Origin of the sequence: Chitinibacter sp. GC72, assembly GCF_009760905.1 — a bacterium.
Lineage (GTDB): Bacteria > Pseudomonadota > Gammaproteobacteria > Burkholderiales > Chitinibacteraceae > Chitinibacter.
Genome location: NZ_VIRW01000033.1, coordinates 1 through 18,744, shown reverse-complemented (window position 1 = coordinate 18,744; position 18,744 = coordinate 1). Strand labels below are relative to the sequence as shown.

Below are 18,744 nucleotides of genomic sequence, written 5' to 3'. Positions count from 1 at the left end.
TCGTTGTCTTCAATGCTGCCGATGCCGGTTTTACCGGTGCTTTCATATTCGGTTCTGGCGTTCAGGCTGAGGGTTTCGCTGCCTTCAACCAGGGCGTCGTCAACGACCGCAACACGGACGGTGAAGCCGGTGGTATTGGCTGGCACGCTAATGCTGTTGCCGACCACAGACTGATACCCATTGCCGTCACCAAAGTCGACTTGCACCAGTCCAGTGTCGCTGCCCAGTGTGGCGCTGATCCCTTGCAGGTCCAGCGTGACTTGCGTCGGGGTGCTGCTGGCATGGTCGAGCGTGATGGCGAAGTCGACGGCGACAGGGCCGGTTTCCTTGCCGCTGCCCGGTACCTGTTCGATGCTTTGCACGTGAGGCTGATCGTTGTCCGGCAGGCCAATCGGTGGGTTCGGGCCGGTACGGCCGTCGTCCACAATCGTGCCCACACCGGTGGCGCTGCCCACACCAGCGACGTCGGCTTTGAGGCTGAAGTTTTCTGCGCCTTCATAGACGCTGTCCTGCGTGGTCGGTACGCGCACCTGGACGCTGGTGTCGCCGGCTTTGATGGTGACCTGACCGCCGACGACGGCAACCCAGTTGCTGCCGTTGAAGTATTCGAGTGCGTCAACGTCGCCGGCGGCGGCCTGGCCGGTGCCACCCGCGGTGGTCAGCGTGAGGCTGACCGTGGTGTCGCTGGCCGAGGCGGCGTCCAGTTGGATGGTGAAGACGGCGGCGGTGCCCTCAAACACGACCGTGTCGCCCGTGCCGGTGCCGTTGCCACCACCGACAATGGTGATGCCTTGGCTGTCGTTGTCTTCAATGCTGCCGATGCCGGTTTTACCAGTGCTTTCGTATTCGGTTCTGGCGTTCAGGCTGAGGGTTTCGCTGCCTTCAACCAGGGCGTCGTCAACGACCGCAACACGGACGGTGAAGCCGGTGGTATTGGCTGGCACGCTAATGCTGTTGCCGACCACAGACTGATACCCATTGCCGTCACCAAAGTCGACTTGCACCAGTCCAGTGTCGCTGCCCAGTGTGGCGCTGATCCCTTGCAGGTCCAGCGTGACTTGCGTCGGGGTGCTGCTGGCATGGTCGAGCGTGATGGCGAAGTCGACGGCGACAGGGCCGGTTTCCTTGCCGCTGCCCGGTACCTGTTCGATGCTTTGCACGTGAGGCTGATCGTTGTCCGGCAGGCCGGGTTGGCCAGGTGGGACCTTGCCGCTACCATTGTCAATAATGCTGCCATTGCCAGTCACGGTCTGTCCATTGATGATCGCTTGTAGCTGGAAGGTTTCTTTGCCTTCATACACGCCATCTTGCGTGGTTGGTACACGGACCTGCAGACTCGTCGTATTGGCCGCAATAGTGACTTTACCGCCCGCAACAGCCACCCAGCTGGTGCCGTTGAAGTATTCGAGTGCGCCCACGTCACCAGCAACAGCCGTATTACTACCACCTGTGAGCACATTCAGACTCACTTCGGTCGGTGTCGCAGCAGGATTACTCATTGTCAGCGTGAAGACGGCACCACTACCTTCTGACACGCTATCATTACCCAAGGCCGGATTGATTGTCAGGCTTGATGGCGCAACGTTGTTGTCGTTGTCAAGGATGTCACCGCTTACGGCGGCGGTGAAAGCGGTGTCGTATTGGCTCTTCGCTGCCAGCGTGATATTTTCGGTGCCTTCGATCACGGCATCATCAACTACGGCGATGCGGATCTGGAAATCGGTGGTATTGGCCGGAACATCGATATTGCTGCCGCTTACCGGGATATACGTTGCTCCACCGTCAAAACTCACTTCAACGGCCGCAGTATCGCTACCTAGTGTTGCGGTTCCATTTTTGAGCTCGATGGCAACCTGGGTCGTTGTCGTGCTGGCGTGATCAAGTTTCAAGCTGTACACAACGCCCACCGAGTCCTGCTCGTTGCCTGGGGTGACGCCGGTAATGCTAACTTTCGGTTGGTCATTGTCGGGCAGGCCAGGCTGGCCTGGTGGCACCGTACCTGTTGCGTCGTCAATGATGCTGCCGTTACCAGTCGCAGTTTGCCCATTTACTGTGGCTTGCAACTGGAAGGTTTCTTTGCCTTCATACACGCGATCTTGCACGGTAGGGACACGGATCTGCAGACTGGTTTCATTGGCTGGCAGAGTTACTTTGCCGTCTACGACCGGCGCCCAGCTGCTGCCATTAAAGTATTCAAGCGCACCGACATCGGCTGCAGACGCCGTATTGTTACCGCCAGTGAGTAAATTGAGCGTTACTTCAGTTGGCGTCGCCGATGGGTTGCTCAGTGTCAGCGTGAAGACGGCGGCGCTGCCTTCCGACACGCTGGCGTTGCCCAGATCAGGCGTGATGCTCAGGCTGGCGCTGTCATTGTCGGCGATGCTGCCGTTTGCAGTTACACCGCCGATGCTCAATGGTACGGTTTCCGCGCTTTCGATCAGTGTGTCGTCCACTGTTGGCAGGGTGACGCTAAAGCTGGTGACACCCGCTGGCACGGTGATTTTGCCAGTGGCGGCGTCGTAGGTAACGCCGTTGCTGAACGTCAGATTAGTACGATCGATATCGGCTTCGGCTGCGCTGCCGCCGCCCAGTACAAAGCTATAGCTTTCGGCTTTCGGGCTTGCGGTGCTCAGTGTGACGTTGTAGACCAGTGCATTGCCTTCTACGACACTGTCGTCTTGCGGGCCAGGCTGACCCACTTCGATGTTGGCAATCGGCGGTGTCGGTACGTCGCCCACATTGACGGTGAGCTGGGCAGTATCAGTGCCGCCCTTGCCATCGCTGATGGTGTAGGTGATCACCACCGGGCCCAGCACATTGGTTGCGGGGATGAAATTGAGCGTGCCGTCCGGGTTTACCGTGACCGAGCCTTTGCTTGGATCTTGCAGGTTGGCGCTGGTTACAGTGAGGGTATCGCCGTCAACGTCTTTGTCGTTGCCGAGTACGTTGATATTCTGTACGGGGGTATTGATCAAGGTGCTGGCGGTGTCGTTGATCGCGTCTGGTACGTCGTTCACTGGCGTAACGCCAACATTCACGGTCAGCGTATCAGTGCCGCCTTTGCCGTCGGTCACGATGACCTGGAAGCTATCTGGGCCGTTGTAATCGGGATTAGGCGTGTAAGTCCAGCTGCCATCGGCTTGCACGGTGACGCTACCGTTTCGCGGATCGCTTACTTTACCGTAGCTCAGCGTGTCACCGTCCGGATCGCGGGCGGTGAGCTGGCCGCTCACCGGCGTATCTTCCGGCGTGCTGACGCTCAGATCGTTAACCAGCGGGTTGTTATTGGCGTCGACAAAATCCGGATTGCGGTTCTCTGCTGGCACTTCAGGCTGGGCTTCGCTGCTGGCCGCAACAGGCGCAATTGGTTCAGCGGGAGGCAGAGCGGTCGCAAATTCGAAGCTAATCGGATCAACCTGTTCCACAATCCGCAGCAAACGGACAAAGCCGCTGCCCTCGCCCTCGCCACCCGCGCCATTCAGACCCGCTGCGGTGGCTTCGAGTTCTTCGGAAAGATCTTTACCCTGATTCAGTGCATTGATGATCTGGTCTGCGCTGGCATCGGTATTGGCGACTTTGGCTTCGGTCGCGTCTGTGGGCTGAGTGGCGGCCAAATCGCCATCCAGCAAGAGATTGCGGTCTGCGCCCAGCTCGATCACCTGGCCGTTAGGCAGCAGCAGCGTCACATGGCCGGTGGCCGAAGTAAAAATCACCTGGCCTTCCTTCAGCTGATCACCCGCCACGACAGGGGTCACTTTGCCGCTGGCATCGCGGATAAACGCTTCGCCTTCGACAACAACGATTTGTTGGGGTGCTTTATTGTTGCTGCTGATGATTGTTTCGGCCATGACGCATGCTCCAGAATTAGATTTTCCTAATGATGGAATTTACGGCACTGGCATGGATCTGGCGACTGTACCAAAGTACAGTCAGCCCGGAAGACGGATAAGCGGTTGATCAGAAAAGGGAATTTTGCCGAAAAATGGCGAGAAAAAAGCGACTAGCCCAGCCCGTTCACCCGCAGCACCAGCTGGACACGATCACTGACCTTGAGCTTTTCAAAAATCAGCGATAAATGCGCCTTGACCGTGCGCTCGGTGATGTCGAGTTGACGGGCGATTTCCTTATTGCTCAGGCCTTTGGCTGTCAGCTGTGCCACCTGGGTTTCGCGCTCGGACAAGCCTTGCAGGCTGCTCGATTGTGCCGGCAAACGGTTGACGGCACTCACCAGACGCTGCACCAGCGAACGTCCGGCCCAGATTTCGCCAGCCTGGATCACCTCGACAATCTGCTCAAGCAATGGTGCGGGTGCATAAGCATGGCAATAGCCGCTAAAACCCAGCTGCAGAGCCCGATAACCCTCTTCGTCATTGGGCGTCGAGCTGGCGAGCAAGACCGCATGCAGCTGTACCTTGCCTTGCTCGACCAGCCGCTGCCAGGCCATCTCGCCGCTGCAGGCGGCGTCAACAATCAGTGTCGCCCCGGCGGGCAAAGGCGCTGCACCCGCCTGTTGCAGCGGATACAACGCCAGGCTTTGCTGCCAGTGCGCCAGCAAGACCGGATCATCACTGATCAAATAAAGAGTTCGGCTCATCGTTCGCTCAATGCGCTGGATTTAGCGCGCAACACTGGTTTTAGCAAATAGGACAACACAGTTTTCTTGCCGGTCAGCACATCCACTTCGGCAATCATGCCCGGAATAATCGGCAGGCGTTTGCCGTCTTTTTTCAGAAAGCCCTCGGTCGTGCGTACCCGGATCAGGTAGAACACATTGCCTTTTTCATCCTTGACCGTGTCGGCACCGATTTGCACCACTTCTGCAGCCAGACCGCCATAAATCGAGAAGTCATACGCAGTGAACTTGACGGTGGCCTGCTGTTTGGGGCGCAAAAAGGCAATATCGCGCGGCTGGATTCTCACTTCCAGCATCAGGCTCTCACCCGATGGCACGATTTCGATAATGTCTTTGCCCGGCTGCACCACGCCGCCCACCGTATTGGCGAACAGCTGCTTGACCGTGCCATCCATTGGCGAGCGGATTTCCGATTGCTTGACGCGATCAGCCAGCCCTACATTGCCTTCCGAAATCGAGCTCAGCTTGCCGCTGGTTTCGGCCAGCTCGGTGCGGGCCTGATTGCGAAAGATCAGCTCGACTTCCTGCATTTTGCGGCTGGCTTCGGAAATCGAAGCCTGCACACGTGGAATCTGTGCACTGGCGCTATCACGCTCGCCACGGTAGCGCGATACATCGCGCTCAAGACGCAAGACTTCAACATCGGATACAGCGCCGCTTTTCAGCAAGGGCCGTGTTGCGTCGAGCTCTTTCTTGGTCAGCTCATAGCCTTGCGATGCTTGCTCGCGACGGGTACGGATTTCGTTGAGCTCCTGTGTGCGCTGATTCATTTGCTGGCGCGCTACGCCCAGGCTGGCATCGAGCTCGGAGCGCTTGGACTCGTAGAGCATTTGTTCCTGATTGGCGATTTCGGGCGCTTCGGTCAGCACCTCGTCGGGCATGGTAAAAGGCTTGCCATTGGCCAACGCATCGAGTCGTGCAGCCTTGGCTTTCAGCGACAGGTATTGCGCCCGGCTTTCTTTCAGGGTAGAAACAAAGCGCGTTGAATCGATCTTGAGCAGCAGCTGGCCTTTTTTCACCTGCTGACCTTCGCGCACCAGAATCTCCTGCACGCTGCCACCATCCAGACTCTGAATCACCTGTAATTCACGCGAAGGAATCACTTTACCCTCGCCCTTGGTTACTTCATCCAGCTCGGCAAATGCCGCCCATAGAATCAGCACAAAAATCGCCAGCGCTGACACCCGGATCAACACGCGGGCGCCATGCGGGCTTTGCTCGACGATGGTGTGGTTGGCATCAGCGATATAGTCGCTATCGTCGATCAGGTCTTTTTCTTCGGCAAAAAAGATATAGCGGTCAAACAACATATCGCTGCGATTGCTGATTTTGCTCCAGATGCGTTTGAAGATATTCGGTTTGGCCTGCGTCGGCATCGTGTTTGCGTCCTTCATCATGCCGCCCCTCCGGCTTTGCCGATCCTGCCTTGCTGCAGAGCCTCAACCACTTGTGCTTTCGGCCCGTCAGCCATCACTTGTCCCTGATCAATCACGATCAGGCGGTCAACCAGCTCGAGCAAGGACGTGCGATGCGTCACCAGCAACATGGATTTGCCCGCCAGATAGGTGCGCAAACGCTGCTTGAGGCGCTCTTCGCTTTGGTGGTCCATCGCGCTGCTGGGCTCGTCCAGAATCAGCATGGGCGGATCGTTCAAGACGGCACGGGCAATCGACACGGCTTGCCGCTGGCCACCCGATAATGAATCGCCCCGCTCGCCAATCTGCATATCAAAGCCACGCGGATTGGCATTAACGAACTCGGCAATCCCGGCCAGCTCGGCCGCCGCAAGCACTTGCGCGTCGTCAGCCGAGGCATTGCCCAGCGCGATATTTTGCTTGAGCGTACCAAAAAACAGCAGCGGATCTTGCGGTACAAAACCGATGGCGCGACGCAGCTCGGCCGGGTCTATCTGGCGGGTATCGATCCCATCGATAAGCACCGCGCCCTCTTCCGGCTGATACAGTCCCAAAATCAGTTTTTCTATCGTGGTTTTGCCCGAACCAACCCGGCCAATCACGCCCACTTTTTCGCCTGCTTGCATTTTGAAGCTGACATTTTTCAGCGCGATATCATCGCGATCCGGGTAGCGGAAAGTGACATTGCGAAATTCGATTTCGCCACGGAAGCTATCACGATGCAAAAACGAGCTATTGGCCGGACGCTCAATCGGCATCTGCATATGGCTTTCCACTGCACCGAGCGAGGTTTTGGCATTCTGGTATTGCATCAGCAAACCGGCCACCTGCCCCAGCGGCGCCATCGCCCGCCCCGCCAGCATGGATGCGGCGATAATGCCACCCATGGTAATTTTGCCCTCAACCAGCAGATACACGCCGACAATCACAATGACAATCGACACCAGCTGAGCGATGGCTTGCGCAAAGTTCACCGTCGTGGTCGAAAGCAACTTCAGGCGACCACCGATTTGCGCCAGAAAGCGCGTAGCCCGCTCATAGCGGCGCTGCATCTCGCCTTCGGCGCTCATGATCTTGATGGTTTCCAGCCCCACCATGCTTTCAACCAGCGTCGCATTGCGCTGGGCAGCGGCGCGCTGCGTTAGCTCGACCATCTGGTTCATCTTGGCCTGCGCCAGCCATGAAAAACCGACAATCAGCAGCGCCCCGATCAGCGGCGGCAGCACCAGCCACGGAGAAATCCAGATCAGCACCAGAAAGAAAATCAGTACAAAAGGCAGATCGACCAAGGTGGTGATCGACGCCGAGGCGATAAAGTCACGCACCGACTCAAAGGCGCGCAAATTGGCGGTGAACGAGCCTACCGAAGCGGGCTTGGCGCTCATTTTCACACCCAGTACGCGCTCCATAATCAAGGCTGACAGCGAAATATCAATCCGCTTGGACGCCACATCAAGGATGTAGCCGCGCGCGGTGCGCAGCACAAAATCAAACCCCAGTATCAGCCCTGCACCCAGCGCCAGCACCCATAGCGTTTCGATCGCATGATTGGGCACCACCCGGTCGTACACATTCATCGAGAACAGCGGCATTGCCAGCGCGAAAATATTGATCAGCAAAGCGGCGATCAAGGCATCGCGGTAGATCCGCCAATTGTCGTACATCGCGCCCCAGAACCAGTGGCGCTCGCGAATCTGGCCCAGCTCGGGCGTGCGCAGATCAAAGCGGAAACGCGGCCGCACAATGATGGCAATGCCGGAATATTGCGCCGCCAGCTCGGCGTCACTAAAGACTTCAACCGCCTCGGCGGTTTCAGGCATCCGTACACGAAAGCGCCCGTCGGGCAGTTTTTCCAGCAGCACGCAGGCACGCTGGTCATGCAGCAGAATAATCGTCGGATACAGGCGCTCTGGAATTTCATTCAGGCCCTGCCGCAAAACCCGGGCCGATAGCCCTGCGCGTGACGCCGCGCGAGGTAGCAATGATGGCGTAAGGCGGTTTTCCACTAGCGGCAAACCCGCAGCCAGCGCCTGTGCAGTCCAGGGCTCGCCGTGCAAACGCGTCAGTTCAACCAGACAATCGAGCAAAGGGTCAAAATGAGCCTGACTTTCCGAAACGTGCCAGCCGAACTCATGGTTGCTACTATTCGTGCTCGATTGCGTCATGACATGCCTTGAACAATAAGATAAGCCCATTGGCCAGCCCAAATGGCTAGCCCGAATTAAATCTACAACACTTTGCCCGGATTGAATAAGCCTGCAGGGTCCAAGGCCGCCTTAATGTGGCGCATCAAACCCAGTTCGAGGCTGGAGCGTGTCTGCTGCAGTGTGTCACGTTTGAGCTGGCCGATGCCATGCTCGGCGCTGATGCTGCCATTGCGCGCAGCGACATTACGGTAAACCACCTCGTTGACCGCGTGTTCATGCGCATACACTGCTGCCGTTTTATCGGCCAGAAACAGGTTGTAATGCAGATTGCCGTCGCCCAGATGGCCAAAAGCCACAATTTGCGCGCCGGGAAATGCCGATAGCATCTCAGCATCGCATACTTTCAGAAAGTCAGGTATTGCACCAATGGGCAAGCTGATATCGTGCTTGATGCTGACACCGTCAATTCTCTGCGCTTCAGGAATCGACTCGCGCAACGCCCAGAAATCCGCCGCCTCGCCCAGCGTCTGCGCTACATAGGCATCCATGCAGCCGTGTGCAAACAGATATTCGGCCAGCCTGTCCGTCAGCGCAGCCGAATCGCCGCCATCGGATAATTCAATCAGCACGCACCAGACAGGGCTTGCATCGAAAGGCTGCGCCAGCCGGGGGAAATGTTTTTTCAGCAAGTCCAGACAAGGTGCAGAAATCAGCTCGAACGACGTGACCCTATCGCCCACCTCGGCCTGCAAGCCGCGCAGCAACTCCACCGCCGCCGCCGGATTATCCAGCGCCACCAGTGCGGTAGCATGCGCCGTGGGTAGCGGATACAGCCGTAATACGGCCTGGGTAATCAGCCCCAGCGTGCCCTCCGAGCCCACAAACAATTGCTTCAGATCGTAGCCGGTATTGTCTTTGCGCAAGCCGCGCAAGCCATCCCACACATCGCCGCTGGCCAATACCACTTCCAGCCCCAATGTGAGCTCGCGCATATTGCCGTAGCGCAGCACATTCACGCCACCGGCATTGGTCGCCAGCGCGCCGCCGATCTGGCAGCTGGCCGCTGCGGCCCAGTTGGCCGGAAATAATCGGTTGGCCGCCAGTGCCGCCTGCTGCACCTGCAAGAGCGTTACACCAGCCTGCACGGTCATGGTGTTGTTATCGGCATCGACCTGAATAATATCTTTCATGCGCTCCAGCGAGACAATCAGCGACAGGCCTTCATTGAGTGGCGTGGCCGCGCCGCACAAGCTGGTGTTGCCGCCTTGCGGCACAATGGCCACCTGATGTTCAGCGCACAGGCGCACCAGCTGCTGCACCTGTTCGGTATTTGCCGGGCGTGCCACGGCGATGGCCTGACCTTGATAACGGCGGCGCTGATCCAAACAATAAGGCGCCGTATCGGCGCCAAACAGGATGGCATGCGACGCCTGCCATTCACGCAACTGCGCTAAGAACATCATTGTGAGCTTCGGTCTCTCAAACGGAAATGAGTTGAGTGGCAAATTATGCAAGCTAAGTAGTGGTGCATAACCAATTGGAAAGTCTCAACTACCTCCTGCGTAGAAGGCGCTTGGTAACTGGCTTTGCCACGACACCGGTTCGAAGCTTTTCCAATCAGTTGCACGAAATTACTTATAGATCTTATGAACATAAGAATAAGAGTTAATTCAACTGTAATTGAAATAATTGATCAATAGTCACGCAAGGCATAAAACTGAAGACGTGCGACAAGGCGAAGCAACTAAACGTGAGAATTTTTAGTCTTTAAATACTTACGATGAATCTAGGCAGCCAGAACCTGATGGTCACTTTATGCCAGCGACACCAGCTTCAATAGAAGTCGAAAAAAGACTCTCTAATAAATCGAGCTTTTCAACTACTTCCTGAGAAATTGTACTGGGATTTACATATTCCATCAGGCGATGCAACTCCCCTTTTTTTAGCAACATCTGACCGCTAAGTTGCTGTGCTAACCTACGGAAAAACTCCTCAGCAAATGTGCTCAGTTTTCGCCGTTCAGTTTTAGCCTCCCAAAGTACTCGCGCCACCTCTGGTGCAGCTTGTTTCCAAGCTTGAAAATCTGGTGCCAAATTATCGAAGACCAGCTCTAGAATCAAGTTATCCAGTGTCGCATCAATCTCCAGCCGAAAGCCATCAAACAACTCTAAATCCTGATAATGAGCACAAGCATAGGCGCGTAGTACGTCTGGCGTAATGAAATAGTTTTCAGCTTCATAACGTTTCCAGTAGCTGATCCTGAAATGCCCGTTTTGTGTTCCTTTGCGATTCCGTCCATCATTATCCAAAATCGCCAAACCTTTGAGTTGCGGCAACAAATTACGCAAACCATTGAAGTGCTGCTGCGGTGTCACACCAAAACCGCCTTCAACTCGTTCCAATTCAGCATCCACGTCCTGATCAGGATAATTGTTTTGTACATAAAACGAATTAATGCGCTCATCCCATATTTGTCCGACAGGGTGGTTCAAGCGCTCTGCCAAAGCACGCAACATATCAACATCGGTACCACCTTCAACATACAGCACGTAACCACGTTCACGCGCTTTCACATAATGCTCGGCACCAAAATGTTTGAGACTGTTGCGAATATCCTGCTTGTTTGCCAAATCATCGGCACGGCCGTCCAGCAACAACGTCAAATTATTATCTAATGCCTCGTCCAAAATCACTTCCGAATGCGTCACCATCACGACTTGTGACCGGTTTTCACTGGCAATATCCCTCAGCAGTACATACACCTGCTTTTGCCTCAGAATTTCCAAATGCGCATCAGGCTCATCCACCAGCAGTACGCTCCCCTTATGGGAATAGAGATAGGCAAAAATGAGCAGCATTTGCTGAAAACCCCGCCCTGACGACGAAATATCCAGCGTTTCTTTCACGCCCGGCTGACGATATTGCAGCTCAATGCTACCGCGCGTAGTTTCCTTAGGATCAGATAACTCGACATTGAATAGTCGCTTCATCAAATTAGCAATGCGTTTCCAGTCCTCAATAGACTCCCTGATAACGACCAAACACAGATTCCGCAATACCTGCGCCGTCTGCCCCTGACCGAGCAACACATCAATCCGCCCCGGTTGCAACAGCGGCTCTTCGGTTTCCAGCCCCGACATGGGGTAGAGCAATTCAACTTTGACGCCTGCGGCATGACGCAAGACATCAATATCAGCAACAAGATCGGGGTCGGGCGTGCAATACACCAATTCATCGCCCTGGTTACGAAAACGCATCGCCAGCGGTACAACCTGATCACGGTATGCCACCCCAACGGTGATCACCATTTCAATATTTTTGCTACCTGTGCGCACCTGAGTGTTATGCCAAAAAAAACGCGTGCGCTGGACGGGAACCGCCACGATATTCAAGCGGTTGATCGATGTCGCGGTACGCTCTTTAGCAGAAGAATCTTTGCGGGCGTCATACCAAGTGCGCACGGCTTGCGACCACAAAGCCAGCGCTTGAATAGCACTCGTCTTGCCACAGTTATTAGGCCCAATCAGAACGGCAGGGTGATCCAGTTCAATGCGCTGCTTGTCACCAAAACGCTTGAAGTTTTCGATCTCAAGATAATGTAACAAGCGCACTGTTGGACTCTCCACTCACGGGTTGATTGAAAATAGACAAATCAGCCTATTGCAATAAAATACTCTACCCGAGTATACATAAGCAAGTCTTGAAAAATATAAGCTAACAACACATACCCAAGAATTCAATCGAGTTAGAGCCAGAAATCCGTACGCCGCTGGTGATGCTCGATAACGCGCAGGAAATGGCCGGGGTCTTTGGCAAAAGTCATTTCGCCTGCCGCCGGTTTATAGAAATCGAGCAGTCGCGACACCCAGAACCGCAACGCGGCGGCGCGCAGCATAATCGGCCAGTCGGCCACTTCATCTGCCGTTAATGGGCGTACCGATTGATACCCCGCCAGCATCGCGCGGGCGCGCTCGGCATCAATATCGCCATTCTCCAGCACACACCAATCGTTGAGCGTAATGGCCAGGTCGTAGAGCAGAATATCGTTGCAGGCGTAGTAAAAATCGATAAACCCACCAACCTGGTCGCCATTCATCAAGGCATTGTCGCGGAACAGATCGGCGTGGATGACGCCGGTTGGTAGATTCATCTGGAATTGATCGAACTTATGCTGCGATTGCAATTGCACTTCGGCGTGCAGCAGCGCGGCGTCGGCCTCATTCATAAACGGATACATCTCGTGCGCGGTGGCAGACCACCATTGCGGGCCGCGCGGATTGGCCATCTGGCCGCTGTAAGTGGCGGCTGCCAGATGCATTTGCGCCAGCATTTCGCCGACCTGCGCGCATTGCACCGCGTTCGGGCTGTCGGTCACCGCGCCGGGCAGGCAAGGCACCAACAAGGTCGGCTTGCCATTGAGCTCATCGACATAGTCGCCATTCAGATTGGCAATCGGTGCCGCAATCGCAATGCCGTGCTGGCCCAGATGCACCATTAGATTCACGTAGTACGGCAGCTCGTCGGCGCGCAAAGTTTCAAACAGGGTCAGGACATACTTGCCATGAGTCGTGGTGACAAAGTAATTGGTATTGGTGACCCCCGCGGCAATCCCCTTGATCTCGACCAGCTGACCCAGCGAATAGCGCTTCAGGAACGGGGTTAAATCTTCGCGGCTAACAGTTGTAAAAACAGACATTCAATTATCTCAAAATTCCAGCAAGACCCACGTTGGGACGGCGATATTGTCGGTCATATCGCGGCGCATAAATTCGCCTTTGCCGGTCGGGTCAATCAGGTAATAGGGCTTGCCCACTTTTGGCGTTACTTTTATTTGGTACAGCTTGCCGCGCAGTCGGTATTCGGCAAATGTCGCATCGTCTTTTTCGATAATGCGAACTTCAGGGCCGGACTCAACCTCGGTAGGGGTGTCTTCGGTTGGCATGGGTGGCGGCTGGTCAGCAACCACTTCGGCAAATGTCGGAGCGGCCAGCGCCCCGAGCAATACAGCAATCAGCACATTTCTCATGATTCCGGTTCGCATGGTTCGCTCCCTTAAGATGTGAATAGCTCGTTTATAATGGGCGGCACACCCAATCACAGTATAGAGAACTCCCGCATGGCGACGCTGCTTTTAATCGACGGATCTTCGTATCTCTACCGCGCTTTTCATGCCATTCGAGAGCTTTCCGCCCCCGACGGCACGCCGAGCAACGCGCTATTTGGCTTTGTGAACATGCTTAAAAAGCTGCGAGTGCAAACTCACGCCGATTATATCGCGTGCGTGTTCGATGCCAAAGGTAAAACCTTCCGCGACGACATTTACCCGCAATACAAAGCCCAGCGCCCGCCAATGCCGGACGAATTGCGCGTGCAAATCGAGCCGATTCATGCCGCCGTGGCCGCGTTTGGCATCCCTATTCTGATGATTGAAGGCGTCGAGGCCGACGACGTGATCGGCACGCTGGCGCGGCAAGCCTCCGCGCAAGGCATCACGACGATTATGTCGACTGGCGATAAAGACATGTCGCAGCTGGTGGACGAGCACGCGCGCATTGAAAACAGCATGACCGAAGAAGTGCTCGACCGTGATGGTGTATTTGCCAAATTCAACGTCTGGCCCGAGCAGATTGTGGATTACCTCGCGCTGATCGGCGATACGGTGGATAACGTGCCGGGCGTGCCGAAATGCGGCCCGAAAACCGCCGCCAAATGGCTGGCCGAATACGGCAGCCTCGATAATCTGGTCGCCAACGCCGACAGCATCAAAGGCGTGGTCGGGCAAAATCTGCGCGATTCGCTCGCGTGGCTGCCGACGGCCAAAGAGCTGGTCACGATCAAGTGCGATGTGGATTTGAGCGCCGAATTACCGAATGGCCTTACCGATCTGGCACCCAAAATGGAGGACAGCGCAACGCTACTCAGCCTGTTTACCCGCTTTAATTTCCGCACCTGGATGCGCGAGATGGAAAACAAGGTGGCAAGCCAGAGCGGCCAAAGCGCAGCGCCTGCGGCACCAAATACATCAGCAGGTATGACCGCAGACCTATTTACAGACAATGCCCCCGAGGCAATACCCCAAGACAATCCCGCTCCCGGTACGCCCGCAGCACCAGTCGAGCGCCATTACGAATGCATTACCACGCCCGAATTACTCGCCAAATGGCTGGCCAAAATCACCGCCGCAAGCATGACTGCATTCGACACCGAAACCGATAGCCTCGACTCGATGCAGGCACGCATCGTCGGTATGTCATTCTCGGTACAGGCTGGCGAAGCCGCCTACCTGCCGCTGGCGCATCACGGCGCCGACACGCCCGAACAATTGCCGTTCGACGCCACCATCGCGCAACTGAAGCCGTGGCTTGAATCCGCCGACCATAAAAAAGTTGGCCAAAATCTGAAATACGATCAGCACGTTTTGGCGAATATCGGCATCAATCTGGCGGGGATCGCCGACGATACGCTGCTGATGTCGTATGTACTGGCCAGCCACGAAAAGCACAATATGGACGACCAGGCCGCGCGCGAGCTGGGCGAAACGACAATTAAATACGAAGACATTTGCGGCAAAGGCGCCAAGCAAATTGGCTTTGCCGAAGTTGATCTGGATACTGCCACACGGTATGCAGCTGAAGACGCCGATATTACTGGCCGCCTGGCCAATACCCTATTACCACGTTTGCAGGCACAGACGGGTCTGTACCATGTCTATCGCAATATCGAAATGCCGTCGCGTGACGTGCTGTATGTGATGGAGCGCAACGGTTTTCTAGTCGATGCGGGCAAACTCAAACAGCAAAGCCACGACATCGGCCTGCGTCTGATAGCACTGGAGCAGCAAGCGTACGAGCTGGCGGGCCAGCCGTTTAACCTTGGCTCGCCCAAGCAACTGGGCGAAATCTTCTTCGACAAACTCAAACTGCCGGTGATCAAAAAAACGCCGAAAGGCGCACCGTCGACCGACGAAGAAGTGCTCAGCGAATTGGCGAAAGACTACCCGCTGCCGAAAGTGCTGCTCGAACACCGCAGCCTGAGTAAACTGAAATCCACCTACACCGACAAGCTGCCGCTGATGATCAACGCCGTCACCGGCCGCGTCCACACCAACTTCAACCAGACCGTCGCCGTCACCGGGCGCCTGAGCTCAACCGAGCCCAATCTGCAAAACATCCCGGTACGCACGCCCGAGGGCCGCAAAATCCGCGAAGCCTTTATCGCGCCCGCCGGCAGCAAAATTGTGTCGGCCGATTACTCGCAGATCGAGCTGCGCATCATGGCGCATCTATCTGGCGACGCCGCTCTGATCCGCGCCTTTGAGCAGGGGCTGGACATTCACAAGGCCACCGCCGCCGAAGTGTTTGGCGTGAGTCTGGATGAAGTGAGCAGCGAGCAGCGCCGCTACGCCAAGAGCATCAACTTCGGCCTGATCTACGGCATGAGTGCGTTTGGCCTCGCCGCCCAGCTCGAAATCACCCGCGAAGCGGCGAAAACTTTTATCGAACGCTACTTCAATCGCTTCCCTGGCGTCGCCGAATACATGGAAGTCACCCGCGCCGCCGCGCGTGACGCGGGCTACGTCGAAACCGTGTTCGGCCGCCGCCTGTGGCTGCCGGCGATCAAATCATCCAACGGCGCGCAGCGTGCCGGTGCCGAGCGCGCAGCGATCAATGCGCCGATGCAGGGCACGGCAGCGGATTTGATTAAATTGGCGATGGTGGCGGTGAATAATTGGTTGATTGCTGAGCAGTTGAACAGCCGCCTGCTGTTGCAGGTGCATGATGAGTTGATTCTGGAAGTGCCTGAGGCCGAATTGGAATTGGTGAAAGCCAAATTGCCGGAGATTATGGGCAATGTGGCGACGCTGAAAGTGCCGTTGTTGGCGGAAGTGGGGGTTGGGGAGAATTGGGAAGAGGCGCATTGATCTTTTCATTTATTTACATAAAAACTCTTCGCGACTCATTCCGGTAGCACTTAATAGAGGCCAAACAAAAGAACATGTTTGAAAATCTAAAAAACTTTGCATCAATTGCATTCGGCGGCCTTCTAATCGGAACCCTTGCTCGTCGACTTCATGAAAGCATCAAGAATATACCTGCAATTGTAGACACCGCAACAATAGAAACTGAATCGATATATCTTGGAACAATGACATCCATATTAATTATATGGATGATTTTAACCCTTCTTGCAATCGAAAAACACAAACCATGGAAAGAGTCAAAAGATTTTTTCAAAAAATTCTATCCAAATGAAAAGGTTTGCTGGATCAGAGTTGCTTTACGAGCGCATGTCACTTTTGTGTGTTACGTTTGGTATTATTTCCCAGTCGCATTATTTTTTTGCTTTGCAATGGCTGGTGGATTTAATTCAGGGTTTGCCTACTTGGCAACATGGTGGTTCGGATTGTTTTTTATGAACCTACTCTTCATCAGGTTAAACAACACAGACTCAGAACCTCTTCCTGGAGAAACATTTGCCAATAATATTTCAGAAATGTTTGGAGTCTCAAACGATAAAATTAAATTTATATTCCCAACCCTATTAACTTCTTTTGGAATAGCCATTGGGGCATTCAACTATATTAGTCCTATTATCGGGGGGGGCAAACCTCAAACCCTTACAATAAAATTAAAAAAAGATGAAGAAATAACCTTCTCCAACGGAAAATCAATAGACGGTCAAAAAATTGTAATTGTCTATAGAAAAGGCTCAAAGCTAATCGCAAAAGATGACACAAAAAATGGGGCCTATCTTGTTTTTGATATCGACTCAGTAAATCATATCTATGCTTTATCCAATTAATATGTAAGCGCTGTAGCCATGTAGGGCGGGTCTTGACCCGCGCTGATCAATGTTTGTTGATTCACAACCTGATTGGCGGGTTACGCCTTCGGCTAACCACGCCCTACGGTGTTTTTCTTTACCTGCAATGTGTCATCCACCACGGATTGGCGGCTATGCGCCGCGGCACTTACTTTCCTTGCTTCGCCAAGGAAAGCAAGCAAAGGAAGGCGACCCCACATCTGCGTCCCGCTGGGCGGGATTCCCTCGACTGCGGACGGATCGAGGCGGCGGCTGCGCTTACCAAAACAGGCCCCGCCGAAACCCCGCCCGTTCCTCGCTCGGCGCTGATGTAGGGGAATTAGCGCAGACCAACGATTCATGCACATACGTGTCGCAGTGTAGCCATGAAGGCATTTTATTGATTGGATTTGGTAGATATACCCCACGCCAATTTTATTTGCGCTCGTTGATCTGGGGCTTAATCCCCTGTCGCCCATCACCGAGGAAGTGGAGTGAGACAAACAGTTTTTCGTTTGGCTCACGACCGACTGAGGCGTGGCGGAGCTTGGCAACTTGTTGCCTTAGCGTAGACCGTGGCCTAAGGCTAGCAGCCCGGAGGGCCGCAGGCGGGGGGCTCCTTTGGGGTGTTAGAACTCGTAGCTCCGATTAGCGAAGCGTAATCGGAGACTTCGTGCACCACACATCCCACGGGCGATTACGCTACGCTAATCGCCCCTACGCCTGTTTCATTCAGCACCTGCTACGACCAAATCATCATCGCCACACCAATCACATCGATAAATTCCTGCCGCTACCGCGCGGTGAAACGTTGAATATGGCCAATCAATCACACGAGATACATAACCATGTTTCAAGGGGTTGGCATGCACATAATCAACATGCCGCTGAAAATCAACTTCATCCCGAATCAAATGCTCCCAATAATGTCTTTGCCAAATTCCACGCTCACCTGCCGCTTCGCGTACAGCGGATATGCGCTCGGTTTTAGGCAAGGCACGAGAAAAACCACTTTTAATCAAACGCCAACGCAAACTGAAATCGCTATCGCCTGCAGGCAAGGTTAAAACCGCATGCAAATGGTCGGGCAATACGACCCATGCATCAATCCAAAATGGATACTTTCGTTTGACGTCGTGCACGATTTGGCGCAATAGATCAATTTCACGCACCAATAGATTATTACCACGCCGTTGCAATAAATTAACGGTGAAAAACCATGTTCCACCAGGAGTAAAGGCTCGTCGGTAATTGGGCATTGGATGAACTCATAGATCGCTACATTTCAGTATGGCATACGTCCGATTACGCTTCGCTAATCGGGACCTACGTCACTGCGGACAATCGGCAAGGCGGCGGGCTTTGACAAAACAGAGCCCGCCGCTTACCTCCTTGCCGCTTGTTTATCCCAACTACACCGCCAATCATGGCTGCTTTTCATAGCTGCAGACTGCGTAGCTCACAGAACACATACATTGATAGGTATTGCCATAAGGGCCAGTTAAATGACCCCCAGCAAAGCTGGGGGCTTATTAGAGGAACGCCTCGAAGGCGTCAACAAACCAAGTGCCGCCCAAGGCGGCGAGTCACAACCCCAGCTTCATCTGGTCGTAACGCTCATCTTCCTTTTCTTGATTTCGGATATAGGCTCTGACCATTGCTTCATCCAAACCCACCGTCGAAACAAAATAGCCGCGCGCCCAAAAAACTTCACCGGTGAAGTTTTTCGTCCTACCACCAAATTGCC

At 54.6% G+C, this 18,744-nt stretch carries 11 protein-coding genes and 2 pseudogenes; 2 read left to right on the top strand and 11 right to left on the bottom strand.

Annotated elements, in window-relative coordinates; all coding sequences use genetic code 11:
* From FLS37_RS16050 to FLS37_RS16015, 9 genes and pseudogenes are all read right to left on the bottom strand, one after another.
* Positions 1-3,848: retention module-containing protein (locus FLS37_RS16050; RefSeq protein ID WP_157670977.1), on the bottom strand; the 3,848-nt coding region annotated here is incomplete at its 3' end.
* Between the two features lie 152 nt (positions 3,849-4,000).
* Positions 4,001-4,594: a response regulator transcription factor gene (locus FLS37_RS16045; protein ID WP_157670976.1), complete on the bottom strand. Its 594-nt coding sequence runs from the start codon at positions 4,592-4,594 to the stop codon at positions 4,001-4,003.
* On the bottom strand, positions 4,591-6,030 hold the full coding sequence (locus tag FLS37_RS16040) for an HlyD family type I secretion periplasmic adaptor subunit (protein ID WP_232522647.1): 1,440 nt from the start codon (positions 6,028-6,030) through the stop codon (positions 4,591-4,593). Before FLS37_RS16040 ends, FLS37_RS16045 begins: the two co-directional genes overlap by 4 nt.
* Positions 6,027-8,213, bottom strand: coding sequence for a type I secretion system permease/ATPase (locus FLS37_RS16035; RefSeq protein WP_157670975.1), 2,187 nt, complete (start codon positions 8,211-8,213; stop codon positions 6,027-6,029). Before FLS37_RS16035 ends, FLS37_RS16040 begins: the two co-directional genes overlap by 4 nt.
* 62 nt (positions 8,214-8,275) lie before the next feature.
* Complete coding sequence (locus tag FLS37_RS16030; RefSeq protein WP_157670974.1) at positions 8,276-9,658, bottom strand: FAD-binding oxidoreductase; 1,383 nt, start codon at positions 9,656-9,658, stop codon at positions 8,276-8,278.
* Positions 9,659-10,003: 345 nt separating this feature from the next.
* Positions 10,004-11,125, bottom strand: a pseudogene (locus FLS37_RS17190) (AAA family ATPase); the annotation flags it as partial.
* Positions 11,126-11,677: 552 nt separating this feature from the next.
* Positions 11,678-11,806, bottom strand: a pseudogene (locus tag FLS37_RS17185) (AAA family ATPase); the annotation flags it as partial.
* A gap of 134 nt (positions 11,807-11,940) precedes the next feature.
* The gene (locus FLS37_RS16020; protein WP_157670972.1) at positions 11,941-12,891 is read right to left on the bottom strand and encodes a homoserine kinase; all 951 of its coding nucleotides are present in this window, start codon (positions 12,889-12,891) and stop codon (positions 11,941-11,943) included.
* A 9-nt stretch (positions 12,892-12,900) separates the two neighbouring features.
* Positions 12,901-13,236, bottom strand: coding sequence for a DUF2782 domain-containing protein (locus FLS37_RS16015; RefSeq protein WP_198314686.1), 336 nt, complete (start codon positions 13,234-13,236; stop codon positions 12,901-12,903).
* 75 nt (positions 13,237-13,311) lie between these two features.
* On the opposite strand from FLS37_RS16015, the gene polA reads away from it, so the two are divergent.
* Together polA and FLS37_RS16005 are read left to right on the top strand one after the other, a co-directional pair.
* Positions 13,312-16,116: a DNA polymerase I gene (gene polA / locus FLS37_RS16010; RefSeq protein WP_157670971.1), complete on the top strand. Its 2,805-nt coding sequence runs from the start codon at positions 13,312-13,314 to the stop codon at positions 16,114-16,116.
* 74 nt (positions 16,117-16,190) lie between these two features.
* Positions 16,191-16,997, top strand: coding sequence for a hypothetical protein (locus FLS37_RS16005; RefSeq protein WP_157670970.1), 807 nt, complete (start codon positions 16,191-16,193; stop codon positions 16,995-16,997).
* A gap of 728 nt (positions 16,998-17,725) precedes the next feature.
* Here the strand turns inward: FLS37_RS16005 and FLS37_RS16000 are convergent.
* Complete coding sequence (locus FLS37_RS16000) at positions 17,726-18,256, bottom strand: transposase (RefSeq protein ID WP_157670969.1); 531 nt, start codon at positions 18,254-18,256, stop codon at positions 17,726-17,728.
* 327 nt (positions 18,257-18,583) lie between these two features.
* Positions 18,584-18,744: transposase (locus tag FLS37_RS15995; protein WP_198314570.1), on the bottom strand; the 161-nt coding region annotated here is incomplete at its 5' end.